We start from the raw sequence: 17073 nt of genomic DNA on the forward strand, positions 1-17073 counted from the left end.
CGTACGACCAGTCGAACGAGTATGGTGAGTTTGCTGGTTTCACAGGTCGGGGGTTATGGCTACGGGGTTTATCGATCGTCCGGCCGAGTCTCGGACGATCCGCGGATTCCTGGACTCGGCGGCACGCGAGCCGACCGGCCTCGTCATCGAGGGCGAGGCCGGCATCGGAAAGACCACGCTGTGGTTTGCCGCCGTCGCAGAGGCGGGCCGAAGTGGTTTCACGGTCTTATCGGCTCGCGGTGGCCAGGCCGAGACCGCGCTGGCCTACGCGGCGGTGGCCGACGTGCTCGGCGACGTTGATCCCGCGCTGCTTACTGCACTTCCCGAAGTGCAGCGCATCGCCGTCGACCGGGTGTTGTTGCGCGCTAACATCGACGGCCCGTCGACGAATCAAGGCGTCGTTGCGGCCGCATTCTGCGCGGTGATCGAGCGCATCGCGCTGGAATCGGCCGTGCTGCTGGCGATCGACGATGTGCAGTGGCTCGATCCATCGAGTCGGGCAGTGCTCGCCTACGCCGTCCGGCGCTTCGAGGGACGCGTCGGCATACTCGCCACCGAGCGAACCGAACGTGACGGACCGGGTGCCACGAGTTGGCTGCAGCTGAGCAGACCCGACGGCATGTCGCGGCTTCATGTCGGTCCGCTCAGCCTCGGCGGACTGCACGCATTGATCACCGAGAGGTTCGGACGATCCCTTTCCCGACCGGCCATGGTGCGCATCGTCGACATCTCCGGCGGCAATCCGTTCTATGCGCTCGAATTGGCCCGCGCGACCGAGGTCAGGACGAGCCGGTCCGAGCAACTGCTGCCGACGACGCTTGCCGAGCTTATGCGCCGCAGAATCGGACGTCTCGACCGCGACGCCCAGGATCTGTTGTTGGCCGCCGCATGTGCCGCCGGTCCCACGGTGGAGTTTCTGGCGCAAGCCACCGACATCTCCGTCGCGCGAGCCGCCGAGCTTCTCGAGGAAGCAAAAGCCAAGGGACTCGTCGGATTCGACGGTGACGTGGTGCAGTTCGCCCATCCCCTGCTGGCGCGAAGCGTTTACACCGATGCCCGCCCCTCCCAGCGCCGCGCGATGCACCGGTCCCTGGCCGAAATGGTGACAGTCCCCGAGTTGCGGGCCCGACACATGGCGCTGGCGGCCTCGATCGCCGACCCGGCGACGCTGGAGGCACTCGATACCGCTGCCACGTCTGCCCGACTGCGCGGCGCTCCAGCTGCCGCCGCCGAGTTCGTCGAACTCGCGATCGGTCTGGGAGGGGACACATTAGAACGACGCATCCGAGCCGCCGACCACCACATGCGCGCGGGAGATCTGCAACGCGCTCAGACTCTGCTGAACGATGTGCTCGACGACGCGCCACAGGGCTTGAGCCGGTCGACGGCCTTGAACCTGTTGGCGGGCATGCAGATTCACCGCAATAGCTTTCCCCAGGCGGCGAAGTTTCTCGTGGAGGCTTTCGACCATGCCGAGAGCAATCGCGAAGTACAGGCCCGAACGCTACTACTGTTGTCCTTTGCGCAATTGAACGCGGGAGAGTTCGGCGAAGCGCTGAACAACGCCGACCGAGCCGTCAGCTTCGCAGGCGTCGTCGGAAATCCTGATCTCGAGAGTCAGGTGATTTCGATGCGGGAGATGGTGGCCTGCATGAGCGGGCAGGGTGTTTCCGAGGCGAACCTGGACCGCGCGCGCGCTCTGGAGAGTCCCCACAGCGACGCGCCGATTGCTCTGCGCGCCAGCGCGAATCATGCGGTCCTGATGTCTTATGTAGGACGGCTCGAAGAGGCCAGTGAGCAGATGGCCGAGGTCCGCCGTCACTGTGTGGAGCGCGGAGCCGAAACCGACATGATCTTCGTGTCGTTCTTCAGCACGCTGATTGAGATATGGCGCGGTAAGTACGCCGAAGCGGCGGCCGTGGCCGACGAGACAATCGAGCGCGCCGCACAACTCGGTGGTGATCACTTGCAGGTGGTGGCCATAACCGTGCGGGCACTCATCGCCGCGCATACCGGTCAGCCGGCTCAGACCCGGGAAGCCGCCCTTGCCGCCATCGATCTCGCCGAGCGCAGCGGCTCACCGCGGCTCGCGGACTGGTCATCGATGAGCCTGGGGTTCCTGGAAGTCTCACTGGGAAATCACGCGCAAGCCCTTGAGGCGCTACGCCCGTTGATCGACCGGTTCGATTCCGTCCCGGGTACCGAAATCATCACCACGGGGTATGTGCCCGACGCAGTCGAAGCGCTGGTTGCCGTCGGACGCCACGCCGAAGCCGCTCCGTTGATCGATGCGATGCAGGCCAACGGCCGCAGGCTGGACCGTGCGTGGATGCTGGCGATCAGCGCGCGGTGCCGCAGCCTGCTGCTGGCGGCACATGGTGACATCGAAGCCGCCGCCGCTATGGCGCAAGACGCATTAACCGAGCACAACCGTCTTTCCATGCCGCTCGAGCGCGCTCGCACCCTCATGCTGCTCGGCCAGTTGCAGCGCAGGCAGCGCAAGAAGGAGGCTGCAAAGGCGACGCTGACCGAGGCGCTGCAGATGTTCTCGGCGTTGGGCTCGCCGCTGTGGGCTGCACGCGCACGCGCCGAGCTCGAACGGGTGAACACCACTGCGGGTCACGACGAGTCCCTCACGCCTTCGGAGCGACGAGTGGCCGAGCTCGCCGCGTCCGGGATGACCACGAAAGACGTTGCCGCAGCGTTGTTCATCAGCCCGAAGACAGTCGAGACGAATCTGTCCCGCATTTACCGCAAGCTGGCGATCAAGTCCCGTGCGGAACTCGGTCGTGTGATCAGGTGAGCCCTGAAGGCTAGGAAGCCTCGGTGAAGTTGCGCGTGACCGACGGGTCGACCGGGATGCCCGGGCCCGTCGTCGTCGAGACGACAACCTTCTTCAGGTAGCGTCCCTTCGACGACGACGGCTTGGCGCGCAGGATCTCGTCGAGCGCGGCGCCGTAGTTCTCCGCCAGCGCCTTCTCGTCGAAGGACGCCTTGCCGATCACGAAGTGCAGGTTGGCCTGCTTATCGACGCGGAAGTTGATCTTGCCGCCCTTGATGTCGTTGACGGCCTTGGTCACATCCGCGGTCACCGTGCCCGTCTTCGGGTTCGGCATCAGACCACGCGGGCCCAGCACACGTGCGATGCGGCCGACCTTGGCCATCTGGTCGGGCGTGGCGATCGCGGCGTCGAAGTCCAGGAAGCCGCCCTGGATCTTCTCGATCAGGTCGTCACTGCCGACGATGTCAGCGCCTGCGGCGGCAGCCTGTTCGGCCTTCTCGCCCACCGCAAACACCGCAACGCGGGCGGTCTTGCCGGTGCCGTTGGGCAGGTTCACGGTTCCGCGCACCATCTGATCGGCCTTACGCGGGTCGACGCCCAGGCGGATCGCCACCTCGACGGTCGCGTCCTGCTTCTTCGACGACGTCTCCTTGGCCAGCTTCGCGGCCTCCAGCGGCGTATACAGCCGCTCCTTGTCGATCTTCTCGGCGGCCTCGCGGAAAGCCTTGCTGTTCTTGCTCATTCGAATCTCCTCATTGATGAGTTGTGGTCACGGATGATCGCTCTTCGCGCGAGCGCTCATCGCCGAGCCGAAGCTGGCTCTCCCACGGTTCGGCGCCCGGCGGCGCCGAAAACCTACTCGACCGTGATCCCCATCGACCGGGCAGTGCCGGCGATGATCTTGGCCGCCTGATCGATGTCGTTGGCGTTCAGGTCTTCCTTCTTGGTCTCGGCGATCTCGCGCACCTGATCCCAGGTCACCTTGGCGACCTTGGTCTTGTGCGGTTCACCGGAGCCCTTCTGCACACCGGCGGCCTTCAGCAGCAGCTTCGCCGCGGGCGGCGTCTTGAGCGCGAAGGTGAAGGTCCGGTCCTCGTAGACGGTGATCTCCACGGGGATGACGTTGCCGCGCTGCGACTCGGTCGCGGCGTTGTACGCCTTGCAGAACTCCATGATGTTGACGCCGTGCTGGCCGAGCGCCGGACCCACGGGCGGGGCGGGATTAGCCTGCCCGGCCTGGATCTGCAGCTTGATCAGCCCGGCGACCTTCTTCTTCGGGGGCATGGTTGTGCTGTTCCTTTCTGGTGGGCGTAGCGCCCGGGCTTAGATCTTGGAGACTTGGGCGAAGGTCAGTTCGACCGGTGTTTCGCGGCCGAAGATCGACACCAACACCTTGAGCTTCTGCTGCTCGGCGTTGACCTCGCTGATCGACGCCGGCAGCGTCGCGAACGGCCCGTCCATGACGGTGACGGACTCGCCGACCTCGAAGTCGACGAGGATCTCGGGCCGCTCCAGTGTGGCCTCCGACGACGCGGCGGCCGTCGAGGCGGCCTTGCCGGTTTTCTTGGCCGCCGCCGGGGGCAGCAGGAACTTCACCACGTCGTCGAGCGACAGCGGTGAGGGGCGAGACGTCGCACCGACGAAGCCGGTGACACCGGGGGTGTTGCGCACCGCGCCCCACGACTCGTCGTTGAGTTCCATCCGCACCAGGATGTAGCCGGGCAGCACTTTGCGGTTGACCTGCTTGCGCTGGCCGTTCTTGATCTCGGTGACCTCTTCGGTCGGCACCTCGACCTGGAAGATGTAGTCGCCGACGTCGAGGTTCTGCACGCGCGTCTCGAGGTTGGCCTTCACCTTGTTCTCGTAGCCGGCGTAGGAGTGGATGACGTACCAGTCGCCGGGCTGCAGGCGCAGCTCCTTCTTCAGCGCGACGGCGGGGTCCTCGTCTTCGGCTGCCGCGTCGTCGGCTGCAGTCGCATCGTCGGCGCCAGGCGTGTCCTCGGCCGGCAGCGCCGCGTCTTCGACCGCCTCGGCGGCCGTGCTGTCCTCGAGGCGCTCGGCTGCCTCGTCTGCGATCACGGTCGTCGGGTCCGCCGCCTCGGCGAGCCGGTCGGACACGGCCGATGCCGAAGGCGTATCGCCCTCGAAGCTAGTCACTTACTCAGTCCTCTCGAAATATCAGTCGCCGAATACCAGCATCACGAGCTTGGCCAGGCCCAGGTCCACGAAGCCGATCATGGCCACCATGAACACCAGGAAGACCAGCACGACGCTGGTGTAGCTGACCATCTGCTTGCGGTTCGGCCAGATCACCTTGCGCAGCTCGGCGACGACCTGCTGCAGGTACGTGATGACGAAGGTCACCGGATTGCGCGACGGACCGTCGCCGCCCTTCCTGGCGGTCTTCTTGGCGGTGCCGGATCCGTTCTTGGTCGGCGTCGCCTTCTCTCCGGTCGACAGATCGACAGCTCCGTCGGCGTCACTGCCGTCCGCGCCGGTGGTCTGGCGACGCGACCGCTTTCCGGTGGGGCGCTGCGGCCGGGTCACGACCGCGCCGTGGCCGTCGGTGGTGTCGTCCGGGCCCGTGCCTGCGGAGCCGGCACTATCGCGCTCGTCGCTCACCGCATGCCTTTCGTCTGGTTCCTGTGGGATCACTATCCAGTGTCCACACTTGTCGAGTATTCAGTTTGAGCAGGGGCGACAGGACTTGAACCTGCAACCTGCGGTTTTGGAGACCGCTGCTCTGCCAATTGAGCTACGCCCCTTCACGGAGTGCGGGGCTCACACAATTCGCGCGCTACCCGTTCGGTCGATCAAAGCCGACGGACAGCGCGCTGGACTGGGAAAACCCCGAAGACGAGTGTAGCGCGACGGCGGTCGCGATTACTAATCCGCTACCTGGCCGTTGGTTCCGGCGTCGCTCTCTTCGTCGTGGATGACGGGCTTGCGCGTGACCTGGCCCGATTTCGGATCCCAACCGGCCGAGATCGAGTTGTCGCCCTCGTGGCCCATCAACGTGGTGAACGACTCCATGACCAGCTCACCGTGCTGGTCGACCAGCGTGTTGCGCGTGGTGACGATGTCGGCGCCGAAGCGCTCGTCGACGCTTTCGACGTACAGCGTCCCGGTCAACTCGTCGCCGGCCTTGATCGCGCGGTGGAACTTGAACTTCTGGTCGACCTGCACGATCTGCAGGGTCTCGAAGCCGAGGTCGTTGTGCTGGAAGAAGTGGCGCTGAATCATCACCGCGAAGATCGACATGAAGGTCGGCGGCGCAATGAGCGCGTCGTGGCCCGCGGCGTGGGCCGCCTCCAGGCTGTGGCTGGTCGGATCGTCGGCCTGGACGGCTTTGGCGTACTGACGGATCTGTTCGTGACCCACCACGTAGGGCTCGGGGTATTTCCAGACCATTCCCCGGATATCGATTTTGAGAGCCATGAACTACGCCAGCTTCGCGGTCGCTATGGCGCGCCCGAAGATCTTCTTTCCCCCAGTCGTCGCCGATATGGCGATCGTGACCGATTTCGTTTCAGGCTCAACGGATTTCACACGGCCATTGAACACGATTTCGGCGCCGACGCCATCGTTGGGGACCGGCACGACCGCGGTGAAGCGCACGTTGTACTCGGTGACCGCGGCCGGATCGCCGATCCACGACGTGACATAGCCGCCACCGAGGCCCATCGTCAGCATGCCGTGCGCGATCGCGGTGTCCAGACCCACCTGCTTGGCGATGTCGTCGTCCCAGTGAATGGGGTTCAGATCGCCGGACACGCCGGCATAGTTGACCAGGTCTTGCCGCGTCAAAGGGATCACCTTCTCGGGGAGCTGATCTCCGACGCTGACCGAACTGAACTCACGCAGTGCCATTGCTGAAGCCACTTTCTCCGTCTTCTTCGCTACGCCCCGCCAGGGTGGTGTAGGACTCCTGTACAACGTCACCGTTCTCGTTGGTGATGATGTTTCTGGTGGTGATGATGTCGGTGCCGTGCGCCTTGCGGATCGAGTCGATGTGCACGTCGCAGTACAGCTTGTCGCCCGTCTTGATGGGCATCCGGTACTTGAGCACCTGGTCGACCTGGACGATCTTGGCGTCGGTGATACCGATACCGGCGGCGTCGAACATCGCCGATTGCGCCTTGTAGCCGAACACCGAGATGAACGTCAACGGCGCCAGCAGCTGGTCGTGACCGAGTTCGGCGGCGGCCTTCTCGTCGAAGAACGCGGCGTCGTCGTTCTTGACGGCGGTGGCGTACTCGCGGATCTTCTCGCGGCCCACCACGTAGTGGTCGGGGTAGCGGAAATGCGTCCCGACATAGTCGTCCAAGAAAGACACGAGTGTTGAACCTACCTAGTCAGCCTCACCAACGGCGAATTGGCGGACCGATCAGCGCGATTCCTTGTGCGCCTGGTGCTTGCCGCAGTTCGGGCAGAACTTCTTGATCTCCAGCCGGTCCGGATCGTTGCGGCGGTTCTTCTTGGTGATGTAATTGCGGTGCTTGCACACCTCGCAGGCCAAGGTGATCTTGGGCCGTACGTCGGTACTGGAGGCCACTTCTGTTGTCCTTCGTCAGGGGTTCCACTTGTCTTGTAGCGGTGGGGGGGCTCGATCCCCCGACCTCACGATTATGAGTCGTGCGCTCTAACCAGCTGAGCTACACCGCCATCCGGGTGCCACCTAGCGAGGTAGCCACCGAGCCCCCTAACGGAATCGAACCGTTGACCTTTTCCTTACCATGGAAACGCTCTACCGACTGAGCTAAGGGGGCCTGGACCCGCGAACCGAGCCGAGGGCCTTAAAGAGGGTACATTCTCGCGGATTGACGTGCCAAACCGCTGGTCGGTCTGCTCATACCACCCACTATCGGTGATAGGACTTAAACGGTGACCGAACCCGGCACCCCCCGCGTGGCGGTGTATCTCGACTTCGACAACATCGTCATCTCCCGTTACGACCAGATCCACGGCCGCAGCTCGTTCCAGAAGGACAAAGCGGCGGGCTTCCACAAGCAGCCCGGCCGGCTCACCCAAGCGACCGTCGACGTGGGCGCGATCATCGATTTCGCGTCGTCATTCGGCACTCTGGTGCTGACCAAGGCCTACGCCGACTGGTCGGCCGACGTCAACGCCGACTACCGCGGTCAGCTGGTGGGCCGCGCAGTCGACCTCGTCCAGCTGTTCCCGGCCGCGGCTTATGCGAAGAACGGTGCGGATATCCGCCTGGCGGTCGACGCCGTCGAAGACATGTTTCGCCTGCCCGACCTCACCCATGTCGTGATCGTCGCCGGCGACTCCGACTACATCGCGCTGGCTCAGCGGTGCAAACGACTCGGCCGGTACGTCGTCGGCATCGGTATCACGGGATCGATCAGCCGGTCGCTCACCGCCGCCTGCGACGAGTTCGTCACCTACGACGCCCTGCCGGGCATCTCCGCGGTGGCGCCGGCGACGCCGAAGAAAGCCGTCAAACGCACCAAGGCCAAGGAGAAGGACGACGACGACGAGACCGCGGACCCGGAGGGCGCGGCGACCGGCCTGCTGCAGCGCGCAATGCGCATCGGTCACGAGAAGGACGACGCGGACTGGCTGCACAACTCGGCGGTCAAGGCGCAGATGAAGCGGATGGACCCGTCGTTCTCGGAGAAGTCGCTCGGCTTCAAGTCGTTCAGCGACTTCCTGCGCTCGCGCAGCGACGTGGTCGAACTCGACGAGAGCAGCACCACCCGCATGGTGCGGCTGCGCAGCACCGACTGAATACTGTCCCCATGACGGACCGCCTGTACTTCCGCCAGTTGCTGTCCGGTCGCGACTTCGCGGCCGACGACGTGATCGCCCAGCAGATGCGCAACTTCTCCTATCTCATCGGCGACCGCGAGACCGGCGACTGTGTCGTCGTCGACCCCGCGTACGCCGCGGGTGAGCTCGTCGACGCGCTGGAAGCCGACGGTATGCACCTGTCGGGCGTCCTGGTCACCCACCACCACCCCGACCACGTCGGCGGGTCGATGATGGGTTTCGAGCTCAAGGGCCTGGCCGAGCTCCTGGAGCGAACCAGTGTGCCGGTGCACGTCAATTCACATGAGGCGGACTGGGTTTCGCGTGTCACCGGCATCGCGGGCAGCGAGCTGACCGCCCACGAGCACGGCGACGTCGTCCGGATCGGCGCCATCGACATCGAATTGCTGCACACCCCCGGCCACACCCCGGGTAGCCAGTGCTTCCTGCTCGACGGCCGTCTCGTCGCGGGCGACACGTTGTTCCTCGAGGGCTGTGGACGCACCGACTTCCCCGGCGGCAACGTCGACGACATGTTCCGCAGCCTGCAGGCGCTCGCACAACTGTCCGGCGATCCGACGGTGTTTCCCGGCCACTGGTACTCCCAAGAGCCGAGCGCTTCGCTGTCCGAGGTGCGGCAGACCAACTACGTCTATCGGGCGAGCAGCCTCGACCAGTGGCGCATGCTCATGGGCGGCTGACGCAGGCGTCGGCAGCGGCGACGGGGCGTCGGCAGCAACTGACAGCTGCGGCGGGACGCCCCGCTGCACCACCCGCGAACGTTCCTTACCGCTCGAAGATTCGGCGGAATCTCGAGCGGTAAGGAACGTTCGGCGCACGTGATCGTCAGCAAATGACGGTTCTGGCAATTCTCGAATGCTGTCCCGAACGTCATACCGTGGTATACAGCGGTGCGTGGACTGGCTCGAAAAGGTGGCCGACATTCCCGCGGGCGCATGGCTCGCCGCTGCGGCATGGCTGGCCGTGGTGGTCGGCATCGCGGCCCTGGTGTACGCGTGGCGCCAGTATCAGCGGGCGAAGCAGCAGACCGCCGAACTCATGCAGCCCAACGTGGCGATGTACATGGAGCCCGCCGCCAACGATTGGCATCTGATCGAGCTGGTGGTCAAGAACTTCGGTCGCACACCGGCTTTCGGCATCCGGTTCGAATTCGCCAATCCGCCGACCGTCGGGAAGTACGAGACCTCCTACGAGGACCGTTACGTCGACGTCGTGCCACTGAACCTGCCTGCCGAGATTCCGTATCTCGCACCGTCGCAGGAGTGGCGCATCGTTTGGGACTCGGCGCTCGATCGCCGGGAGCTGGGCGAAGCCATCGCGTCGCGCTTCGACGGCGCGGTGACGTACTGGGACCAGCCGAAGAACGGTCCCGGCAGGAAGACTCGGCAGCAATTCCGCTCGACGACGGTGCTGGACTGGGCCACCCTGCATCCGGTCGAGCGCCTGGAACTGCTGACCACCCACGATCTCGCGCGCCAGGAGAAGCAGAAGCTCGAACTCCTGCGCCACCTGCTGACCTACTACCACTACGCGACGAGTGAAAGCCGCGAAGAAGTGCTGCGCAGCGAGATCAATCGCGTGCGCTCGGCGGCCGAGGAACTGCGCGACCGCTACCGCGAGCAGTTCAGCGCACCGGTCGACGCCAACACCGGCGATTTCGACTTCGACGAGGCGAACACCCAGGTAATCAACGGCCGGCACCGGCGCGATCTGCCCTGACCCTCCGACTACCCGACTCGATCTTGGCTTTCGTAGCGGCGTTACGTAACATCAGTCCAAATCGAAGGGAGCCGCTATGACCAGCGCAGTCAGCTACGAACTCAATGAGTCAGTCGCCACCATCACGATGGACGACGGGAAGGTCAACGTCTTGGGCCCGGCCATGCAGTCGGCGCTCAACGAGGCCCTCGACAGCGCCGAGAAGGACTCCGCCAAGGCCGTCGTGCTCACCGGCAACCAGCGGGTGTTCTCCGGCGGCTTCGACCTCGAGGTGTTCGGCTCCGGTGACCCGAAGGCGGCATTGGCCATGCTGGCAGGCGGGTTCGAATTGTCGGTGCGGTGCCTGACGTTCCCCGCGCCGGTGATCATGGCGGCGACCGGCCCGGCCATCGCGATGGGCGGGTTCTTGCTGCTGTCCGGCGACCACCGGGTCGGGTCGGCGAGGACGAAGTGCCAGGCGATCGAGGTGAAGATCGGGATGACGATCCCGAACGCGGCGCTCGAGATCATGCGGATGCGGCTGACACCGGCGGCGTTTCACCGAGGCGCATCGCTGGCGTCGACGTACGTCGGCGACGACGCGGTGATCGGCGGCTGGCTGGACGCGCTCGCCGAACCCGCCGATGTGCTCGCCGAGGCGCAGAAGGCGGCCGCCGAGGCGGCACAGCTGCATTCGAAGTCGCACCTGGCGACCAAGCTGAAGGCGCGCGAGTCTGCCCTGCGCGCGATCCGCGACGGAATCGACGGCTTGGCAACCGAATTCAGCCTGGGCTAGGCGACCGCTATGCCGAGGGCGAAGCAACGCACGCCCGAACTCCGGGATCACCTGCTGGAGGTCGCGATCGCGACGCTGGCAGAGGAAGGCGTCGCCCGGTTCACCACTCGGCGGGTGGCCGAGCGGGCCGGCACGTCGGTGCCCGCCGTCTACGAATTGTTCGACGACAAAGCCGGCCTGGTGCGGGCCGTGTTCTTCGAGGGCTTCCGCTTGTTGGGCGCTGAGCTGGCCAAGGTTCCTGTGACCGACGATCCCCTCGCCGATCTCGAGCATCTCGTTCCCGTCTTCCGACTGTTCTGCCGGGCGTATCCGAGGCTCGCCCAGGTGATGTTCTCGCGGCCGTTCGCCGATTTCGAGCCAGGCCCCGACGAACTTGCGGCGGGCGCATCGGTGCGGGAGGTCTTCGTCGGCCGCATCCAGCGGTGCATCGACGCCGATCTGCTCGCCGGCGACGTCACCGACATTGCGCACGTGTTGCTCGCGCTCGCACAGGGTTTGGCGGTACAGGAGCTCGGTCGATGGCTCGGGCCGTCGGGCCCGGCGATCGAACGGCGCTGGCGGCTGGGCGTGCGGTCACTGCTGGCGGGGTTACGGTGAGGATCGCCGGCAAGCCCACGTCGGTCACGCCGAGTTCAACGACCCCTGCGCATGTAGTCGATCGTGACCGACAGCGTCAAATCAGCTGGCGCCGAACCCAAATCGATGGTGTAGACGAACGCATCTGCACTGATCTCGGTGATGCTGTGGCGTGAAGCCATGCGTTGGCCGGCGATGTATTCGTAACCATCGAAGACCACTTTCCCGCCGTCCCATCGGCCGGTGAAGACGCCCGGTTCCGGGCTGGAACTACTGAGCCAATACAGGTCGTAGACATCATCCGTGGCGTTCCAAGTGATGACGCCGTGACCTTCGAAAGTGCCCAAATGCCCCTGCGCTTGGGTGTCGAACACGACTGAAGAGCGGCCCGGCCCAACGCGGCACTCCTCCCATCCGTCGCTGGTCCCTCCGTCTGGCGAGTGCGGATTGGGTTCGTAGGTCACGTGGCACCTCCATTGCCCGTCGAGCACGCCGATCAACCGTTCCATCTGCGGTATTACGACTGTCATTTCGCTTCCCTTCGATTACGATACCTAGGTTTCGATACTCTAGTGTTGTATATTGACACGGTGGCGGCAAGCGGTCAAGGCGTGGGGAGACCACGCGACAATGAGATCGACGCAGCGGTTTCCCGTGCCGCCCGGGAACTTCTCGCAGAAGTCGGATATGCCCAACTCACCATGGACGCCACGGCCGCCAGGGCCGGCACCTCGAAGGCCGCGATCTATCGCAGATTCAAGTCGAAAGCAGAACTGCTCTTCGCCGCGACGGTGCACGGCTCGAAGCCACAACCGCCCGCAGACACCGGCTCGTTGCGCGGCGATTTGCGGGCCCTCGGTCGTCGAATCCGGTCGGATATGTCCGCACCAGCCGCGCGCGAGGTCGTCCCTCACGTCATTGCCGAAATAGGCCGGTCTCCAGACGTGTCCGAGCGGTTGCGCAGCCTGTTCGTAGCGAGCGAACGCCACGAGATCGAAGCGATCCTCACCCGCGCCGTGCGGCGCGGGGAACTGCAACGGATGCCCAATGTCGCCACGGTGCACCGCATGCTCGGTGGCGCGCTCCTCTTCACGATCATGGTGATCGACGAGCCGATGGCCGACGCCGAACTCGCCAACGTTGTCGACGTGCTGGCGGGTGGGCTGCAGACCGTGATGCCGCCGTCTTCGACGTAACCAACACCGTGAATTGAGGCAATTGCCCCATGTGGGCGCCTGGCCCGCCGACACATGCTGACGGCTTGACTGAAACACCGCAGGCGGCAGCGGCCGCCACCAAATACCTCGCGTTGCCTACCGGAGACGACGAGCGCGTCGTCGGCTTCGGCGTCATGGGTCTGCCCTTCGCCGGCGGGCACTACCTCGCGTTCCGGGACTTTCCCGCCACCTCCTTCTCCCCCGGCTATCAGTCGGTGTGGCACCGCACTCCCGACGGCGTCTGGACCTTCTACGCCACCACGCCTGGGCCGCAGAGCTGCGCACGCTATTTCAGCTCGGCTACCCCCGTCGAGCCCGTGGTGTGCGAGATCGACTCGCGGTGGCTTTCGCCGTGGTCGCTCGCCATTTCGATTGCGGCAGTTCTGGATTGGCGTGTCGACATCAAAGCCACCCCGGCAACCCGGCTGATGACCGCTGTCGGCACCCGGCTGCCTGCCGCCGCGTGGCGCAGCGGCGCCGTACTCGCGATGATGAGCCGCGTCGCAGGCCCGGTCCTCGGCATCGGCCAGGTGCGGCTGACCGGGACCGCGCCCAACGGACAGCAGTTCCGCATCGGACCGAAGCGGTTGTGGGCGGTAGCCGACTCCACAGCTGTCGTGGCGGGCGAGGATCTGGGACCGGTCGGACCGCTGGCCGAACAGGGCAGGCTTGCCGACTTCCGGCTGCCGCAACGCGGCATCTGCGTCGTCGGACAGGGCTTGTTCGAGCCGTTCGACATCCGCAAACACCGCGACGGCGCCCGTCTTGCGCTAACCGACTGAAGCGCCCGGCATGACGGCGCAGAATCGGCAGGTGCCCTCCGCATCGACGCCGTCCGAGCTTCCGACCCGCGCGGAAGTTCTGGCGGCGCTGTCGGTGGCGATCGATCTGGGGTTGGGCCAGCCCGCCGAACACATGCTGCGCTCGGCACTGATCGCGATGAGGCTCGCAGACCGACTGGGCCTGGAACGCGCTCAGCGCGAGTGCATCTACTACACGAACCTCGTGATGTGGATCGGCTGCCATGCCGACTCGCACGAATACGCCCGGTGGTTCGGCGACGACATCGCGGTGCGCCGCGACTCGTACTTCGTCGACTGGTCCGGGCTGCCCTATCAACGGTTCCTGTTGGCCAATCTCGGACATGGCGAATCACTGCTGTCGCGACTGAAGACCATCGCGACGTTGTATGCCAATGCGCGCGGCCACATCACGCAGCTGATCCACTCACACTGCACTTCAGCCGCACTGCTCGCCGAGCGGATCGGCCTCGGCGTCGACGTCCAGACCGCGCTGCGGTTCACGTTCGAACGCTTCGACGGCGGTGGGTTGCCCGCCGGCGCTGGGGCAGAAGCAATCCCGCTGGCCATGCGTGTCGCCCAAGTCTCCGACATGGCCGAGGTGCATCAACGCGAGTACGGCGTCGACGGCGCGGTGGCGATGGTGCGCAGCAGGCGTGGCGGCCAGTTCGACCCGATGATCGTCGACGCGTTCGTCGCCGACCCGGCCGGCGTGCTGGCGGTGCCGTCGGCGGGTGACGTGTGGGCGACCGCGCTACGGTATGCACCGGACCGGAACGCCCCGCTGGACGCCGCGTCGTTGGATGCGCTTCTGATCGCGCTCGGCGACTTCGTCGACCTCAAATGCCCGTTCACACTGGGGCACTCGCGGGCGGTGGCGCAGCTGACGGCCGACGCCGCGACCTTCGCCGGTTTGGCCGACGGCGCGGTGGCATTGGCCAAGCGGGCGGCGTGCGTGCACGACATCGGCCGGATCGGCGTATCGAACCAGATCTGGTCGAAGCCGGCTGCCCTGAGCATGGCCGAGTTCGAACGCGTGCGGCTGCACCCCTATCTGACCGAGCGGATCCTGTCACAGGTCTCCGGCCTGAGAAGTGTTGCGGCCGTAGCCGCCAACCACCACGAGTGCCTCGACGGCTCGGGATACCCGCGCGGGCTGTCCGCGCGCGAGTTGGCGATGCCCGACCGATTGTTGGCGTGCGCGGTCAGCTACCAGGCTGCGCTGGAGCCGAGGCCGTATCGCGAGGCGTTGGGACCTGCGGGCGCGGCAAGGCGTCTGCGTGAGCGGGTGCGCGACGGTGAACTCGATCCCGTTGCGGCGGCAGCGGTTCTGCAGGCTGCGGGTCAGGAGCCGCGGTCCAAACCGCGTCCGCACGGACTCACTGCGAGGGAGGTCGAAGTCCTCCGGATGGTGGCGCAGGGGTCGACCAACAAGGAGATCGCCGCCCATCTGGTACTCAGCGAGAAAACCGTACGCAACCACGTCGAGCGCACCTACGCCAAAATCGGCGTGTCGAACCGCATCGGGGCGAGCATGTACGCCCTGGAGCACGGCCTGAGTGTGGCCGTTCGGTGACGGTTTGCTCGAAATTGGGGACGCGGCCTCGGCAAAGGTAGGGTGGGAACCGGTTGAGCTTCCAGCCTTCGGAAACGTCGTAGGGGTGCAGGCACATATCGCCTGCTGTGAGCCTTTTTTGACGCAATCTGAGCCCTTTGCTTCGCCCCCTTCTTCTTGGAGTGACACCCATGCCTTCAGCCAGCGCTGTCCAGTCCAGTCCGAACTACTCCCGCGAACGTCTGAGGATGAGTGCGGAATGGGCGGATGCGGCGGTCGTGCGCGTCACCGTCGTCGGTGAAATCGATGCATCGAATGCTGCGGACTTGTCCGACTTCGTCTTCCGCAGGGCAGCCAATTGTCAGCGGCTCGTCGTGGACCTTCGTGACGTCGAGTTCTTCTCCACAGCCGGCTTCACCGAGCTCCAGGGGGTAGCCGCCCGCTGCGATAGGGCCGACGTGAGTCTGACGCTGGTGGGTGGGCCGGTTGTCACCCGCGTGTTGGATCTCTGCGACCCCGGCCGCACGCTGCCACTCAATCCGGCCTGATCGTGGGCGGGTCGAATCTAGGACGCCAGCGGCGCATGTGACCTCAGCAGCCGCTCGGCGCGCTGGTAGTCCTCGTCGGCGTTGAAGGTGAGCGCGCCGACGATCTCGCCGCCGGCCTCGTACCAGACCGTGAAACCATTGCGGTGTTCGACGAGTCGGCTGTGTTCGTAGTGGGCGCCCCACCCGCGGTACTTCAGAACCGAATCGCCGATTGTGCACGAGAACCCGGGCACGATGTCCCAGACCGCCGGGTACCCGGCGGCGGTCAGTCCGGCGACACGGCCCTGATGGGCGGCGTCACGCCAGTGCTCGGCAGGGACGGGCCTGCCCGCGGTGACGTTGACGGCGAGTGCGACGTCACCTGCGGCGTAGACGTTTCGCACCGAGGTGTGCATGTGCTCGTCGACGACGATGCGTCCGTCGCGCGTGTTGAGCCCCTCGGCGAGGCGGATGTCGGGCCGTACGCCAGTGGCCGCAACAACCAGGTCGCCGTCGACGGCGCTACCGTCGTCGAGCAGAACGCGGGTGTCCTCGATCGCCGTCACAGCGCTGTTGCCGTGGAAGCGAACACCATTGTCGGACAGAATCTTTGCGACGCGGTCCCCAGCCTCGATACCGAACCGGCGCTGCAACGGCACCGCCTCCGCGGCGACCATCGTGGTGGCGATGCCGCGGTCGGCCAAACAGGCGGCGGCTTCACAGCCGATCAGGCCGCCACCGATGACGACGGCTGAATCGGCGTATCGGACAGCCATCTTGAGCGCGACGGCGTCGGCGAAGGAACGCAGGCTCAGGGCAGTCTCGGCGCCGGGGATCGTCAGGCGCACGGGCACCGACCCGGACGCGATGACCAGGTGCCAGTAGGGGTAGATCTGACCGCCCGCGGTCACGACGTGCTGGTTGGCGGTGTCGATGTGCTCGACGGTGATGCCGCGGACCAGGTCGACGCGGTTGCGCGCGAACCAGCCCGCGCTGTGCAGGTCGAGATTGGGGTGACCACCGCACAGGTATTCCTTGCTCAGCGGAGGCTTCGCGTACGGCAGGGCCGGATCTGTGGACAGGATCCGAACGGGGATGTGGGGGTGCTTATCCCGGAAGGTCTCGGCCGCGCTCAGCCCCGCCGGACCGCTGCCGATGGCGATGAATCCCGGTGCCGCCACGACTCCTGAGTACCACTTTCCCGCGCGCGTCATGTCTCTCGTCAGGCTTTCGTCACATCAGCCACAGACAGCTCTGACCTCACAAATCATGCGGCGGGGATTTCCGCTATTCCGGCAAGCCAAACGGCTCTGTGGGACCATCTGC

20 protein-coding genes and 3 tRNA genes are annotated in these 17073 nt (G+C 65.5%); 10 read left to right on the forward strand and 13 right to left on the reverse strand.

Going from position 1 to position 17073, the window contains the following annotated elements; translation table 11 throughout:
- The first annotated feature begins 55 nt into the window (after nt 1–55).
- Nucleotides 56–2803, forward strand: coding sequence for a helix-turn-helix transcriptional regulator (locus tag N4S67_RS07545; protein ID WP_260992339.1), 2748 nt, complete (start codon nt 56–58; stop codon nt 2801–2803).
- Between the two features lie 10 nt (nt 2804–2813).
- Here the strand turns inward: N4S67_RS07545 and rplA are convergent, their stop codons facing one another.
- The 11 genes from rplA to N4S67_RS07600 form a co-directional block, all read right to left on the reverse strand.
- Nucleotides 2814–3524, reverse strand: a complete 711-nt coding sequence (gene rplA, locus N4S67_RS07550; protein WP_260992340.1) for a 50S ribosomal protein L1 — start codon at nt 3522–3524, stop codon at nt 2814–2816.
- A gap of 113 nt (nt 3525–3637) precedes the next feature.
- Complete coding sequence (rplK, locus tag N4S67_RS07555) at nt 3638–4066, reverse strand: 50S ribosomal protein L11 (protein ID WP_043405614.1); 429 nt, start codon at nt 4064–4066, stop codon at nt 3638–3640.
- Nucleotides 4067–4105: 39 nt separating this feature from the next.
- Nucleotides 4106–4900 (reverse strand): transcription termination/antitermination protein NusG, encoded by a 795-nt coding sequence (gene nusG / locus N4S67_RS07560; protein ID WP_390893321.1) that lies wholly within the window; start codon nt 4898–4900, stop codon nt 4106–4108.
- Between the two features lie 60 nt (nt 4901–4960).
- The gene (gene secE / locus N4S67_RS07565; protein WP_260992341.1) at nt 4961–5404 is read right to left on the reverse strand and encodes a preprotein translocase subunit SecE; all 444 of its coding nucleotides are present in this window, start codon (nt 5402–5404) and stop codon (nt 4961–4963) included.
- 70 nt (nt 5405–5474) lie between these two features.
- A tRNA-Trp gene (locus tag N4S67_RS07570) sits at nt 5475–5547 on the reverse strand.
- A gap of 121 nt (nt 5548–5668) precedes the next feature.
- Nucleotides 5669–6220 (reverse strand): (3R)-hydroxyacyl-ACP dehydratase subunit HadC, encoded by a 552-nt coding sequence (gene hadC, locus N4S67_RS07575; RefSeq protein WP_260992342.1) that lies wholly within the window; start codon nt 6218–6220, stop codon nt 5669–5671.
- A 3-nt stretch (nt 6221–6223) separates the two neighbouring features.
- A complete protein-coding gene (hadB, locus tag N4S67_RS07580; protein ID WP_260992343.1) occupies nt 6224–6652 on the reverse strand; it encodes a (3R)-hydroxyacyl-ACP dehydratase subunit HadB in 429 nt (142 codons plus the stop codon).
- Nucleotides 6639–7118, reverse strand: a complete 480-nt coding sequence (hadA, locus tag N4S67_RS07585) for a (3R)-hydroxyacyl-ACP dehydratase subunit HadA (protein WP_260992344.1) — start codon at nt 7116–7118, stop codon at nt 6639–6641. The genes hadB and hadA overlap by 14 nt, the downstream gene beginning before the upstream one ends.
- A gap of 51 nt (nt 7119–7169) precedes the next feature.
- The gene (rpmG, locus tag N4S67_RS07590) at nt 7170–7337 is read right to left on the reverse strand and encodes a 50S ribosomal protein L33 (protein WP_003929651.1); all 168 of its coding nucleotides are present in this window, start codon (nt 7335–7337) and stop codon (nt 7170–7172) included.
- A gap of 36 nt (nt 7338–7373) precedes the next feature.
- Nucleotides 7374–7447: transfer RNA gene (locus N4S67_RS07595), tRNA-Met, on the reverse strand.
- A 31-nt stretch (nt 7448–7478) separates the two neighbouring features.
- A tRNA-Thr gene (locus N4S67_RS07600) sits at nt 7479–7551 on the reverse strand.
- A gap of 115 nt (nt 7552–7666) precedes the next feature.
- On the opposite strand from N4S67_RS07600, the gene N4S67_RS07605 reads away from it, so the two are divergent.
- From N4S67_RS07605 to N4S67_RS07625, 5 genes are all read left to right on the forward strand, one after another.
- Nucleotides 7667–8536, forward strand: a complete 870-nt coding sequence (locus N4S67_RS07605; RefSeq protein WP_260992345.1) for an NYN domain-containing protein — start codon at nt 7667–7669, stop codon at nt 8534–8536.
- Nucleotides 8537–8547: 11 nt separating this feature from the next.
- Complete coding sequence (locus N4S67_RS07610) at nt 8548–9258, forward strand: MBL fold metallo-hydrolase (RefSeq protein ID WP_260992346.1); 711 nt, start codon at nt 8548–8550, stop codon at nt 9256–9258.
- Between the two features lie 175 nt (nt 9259–9433).
- Entirely contained in the window at nt 9434–10297 is an 864-nt protein-coding gene (locus N4S67_RS07615) for a hypothetical protein (protein ID WP_390893275.1), read from the forward strand.
- A 76-nt stretch (nt 10298–10373) separates the two neighbouring features.
- Nucleotides 10374–11072: a crotonase/enoyl-CoA hydratase family protein gene (locus tag N4S67_RS07620; RefSeq protein WP_260992348.1), complete on the forward strand. Its 699-nt coding sequence runs from the start codon at nt 10374–10376 to the stop codon at nt 11070–11072.
- 9 nt (nt 11073–11081) lie between these two features.
- Entirely contained in the window at nt 11082–11669 is a 588-nt protein-coding gene (locus N4S67_RS07625) for a TetR/AcrR family transcriptional regulator (RefSeq protein WP_260992349.1), read from the forward strand.
- A 35-nt stretch (nt 11670–11704) separates the two neighbouring features.
- On the opposite strand, the gene N4S67_RS07630 is transcribed toward N4S67_RS07625, so the two are convergent.
- The gene (locus N4S67_RS07630) at nt 11705–12112 is read right to left on the reverse strand and encodes a hypothetical protein (protein WP_260992350.1); all 408 of its coding nucleotides are present in this window, start codon (nt 12110–12112) and stop codon (nt 11705–11707) included.
- Nucleotides 12113–12259: 147 nt separating this feature from the next.
- Here N4S67_RS07630 and N4S67_RS07635 point away from each other — a divergent pair, with 147 nt between their 5' ends.
- From N4S67_RS07635 to N4S67_RS07650, 4 genes are all read left to right on the forward strand, one after another.
- Nucleotides 12260–12844 (forward strand): TetR/AcrR family transcriptional regulator, encoded by a 585-nt coding sequence (locus N4S67_RS07635; RefSeq protein ID WP_260992351.1) that lies wholly within the window; start codon nt 12260–12262, stop codon nt 12842–12844.
- A 29-nt stretch (nt 12845–12873) separates the two neighbouring features.
- The gene (locus N4S67_RS07640) at nt 12874–13647 is read left to right on the forward strand and encodes a hypothetical protein (RefSeq protein WP_260992352.1); all 774 of its coding nucleotides are present in this window, start codon (nt 12874–12876) and stop codon (nt 13645–13647) included.
- A gap of 10 nt (nt 13648–13657) precedes the next feature.
- The gene (locus N4S67_RS07645; RefSeq protein WP_260992353.1) at nt 13658–15241 is read left to right on the forward strand and encodes an HD domain-containing phosphohydrolase; all 1584 of its coding nucleotides are present in this window, start codon (nt 13658–13660) and stop codon (nt 15239–15241) included.
- A gap of 227 nt (nt 15242–15468) precedes the next feature.
- Complete coding sequence (locus N4S67_RS07650) at nt 15469–15768, forward strand: STAS domain-containing protein (RefSeq protein WP_260992354.1); 300 nt, start codon at nt 15469–15471, stop codon at nt 15766–15768.
- A 17-nt stretch (nt 15769–15785) separates the two neighbouring features.
- Here N4S67_RS07650 and N4S67_RS07655 read toward each other — a convergent pair whose 3' ends face one another.
- Nucleotides 15786–16961 (reverse strand): NAD(P)/FAD-dependent oxidoreductase, encoded by a 1176-nt coding sequence (locus N4S67_RS07655; protein WP_260992355.1) that lies wholly within the window; start codon nt 16959–16961, stop codon nt 15786–15788.
- Nucleotides 16962–17073 lie beyond the last annotated feature (112 nt).

The sequence above is a fragment of the Mycobacterium deserti genome, from assembly GCF_025345615.1.
Taxonomy (GTDB): Bacteria; Actinomycetota; Actinomycetes; order Mycobacteriales; family Mycobacteriaceae; genus Mycobacterium; species Mycobacterium deserti.

What these genes read in the sequence shown, in the direction of transcription:
- N4S67_RS07545 (WP_260992339.1), top strand. Translation starts at nt 56, where the DNA reads ATGGCTACGGGGTTTATCGATCGTCCGGCCGAGTCTCGGACGATCCGC.
- rplA (WP_260992340.1), bottom strand. Translation starts at nt 3,524, where the DNA reads ATGAGCAAGAACAGCAAGGCTTTCCGCGAGGCCGCCGAGAAGATCGAC.
- rplK (WP_043405614.1), bottom strand. Translation starts at nt 4,066, where the DNA reads ATGCCCCCGAAGAAGAAGGTCGCCGGGCTGATCAAGCTGCAGATCCAG.
- hadC (WP_260992342.1), bottom strand. Translation starts at nt 6,220, where the DNA reads ATGGCTCTCAAAATCGATATCCGGGGAATGGTCTGGAAATACCCCGAG.
- hadB (WP_260992343.1), bottom strand. Translation starts at nt 6,652, where the DNA reads ATGGCACTGCGTGAGTTCAGTTCGGTCAGCGTCGGAGATCAGCTCCCC.
- N4S67_RS07610 (WP_260992346.1), top strand. Translation starts at nt 8,548, where the DNA reads ATGACGGACCGCCTGTACTTCCGCCAGTTGCTGTCCGGTCGCGACTTC.
- N4S67_RS07615 (WP_390893275.1), top strand. Translation starts at nt 9,434, where the DNA reads ATGCTGTCCCGAACGTCATACCGTGGTATACAGCGGTGCGTGGACTGG.
- N4S67_RS07620 (WP_260992348.1), top strand. Translation starts at nt 10,374, where the DNA reads ATGACCAGCGCAGTCAGCTACGAACTCAATGAGTCAGTCGCCACCATC.
- N4S67_RS07625 (WP_260992349.1), top strand. Translation starts at nt 11,082, where the DNA reads ATGCCGAGGGCGAAGCAACGCACGCCCGAACTCCGGGATCACCTGCTG.
- N4S67_RS07640 (WP_260992352.1), top strand. Translation starts at nt 12,874, where the DNA reads ATGTGGGCGCCTGGCCCGCCGACACATGCTGACGGCTTGACTGAAACA.
- N4S67_RS07645 (WP_260992353.1), top strand. Translation starts at nt 13,658, where the DNA reads ATGACGGCGCAGAATCGGCAGGTGCCCTCCGCATCGACGCCGTCCGAG.
- N4S67_RS07650 (WP_260992354.1), top strand. Translation starts at nt 15,469, where the DNA reads ATGAGTGCGGAATGGGCGGATGCGGCGGTCGTGCGCGTCACCGTCGTC.
- N4S67_RS07655 (WP_260992355.1), bottom strand. Translation starts at nt 16,961, where the DNA reads ATGACGCGCGCGGGAAAGTGGTACTCAGGAGTCGTGGCGGCACCGGGA.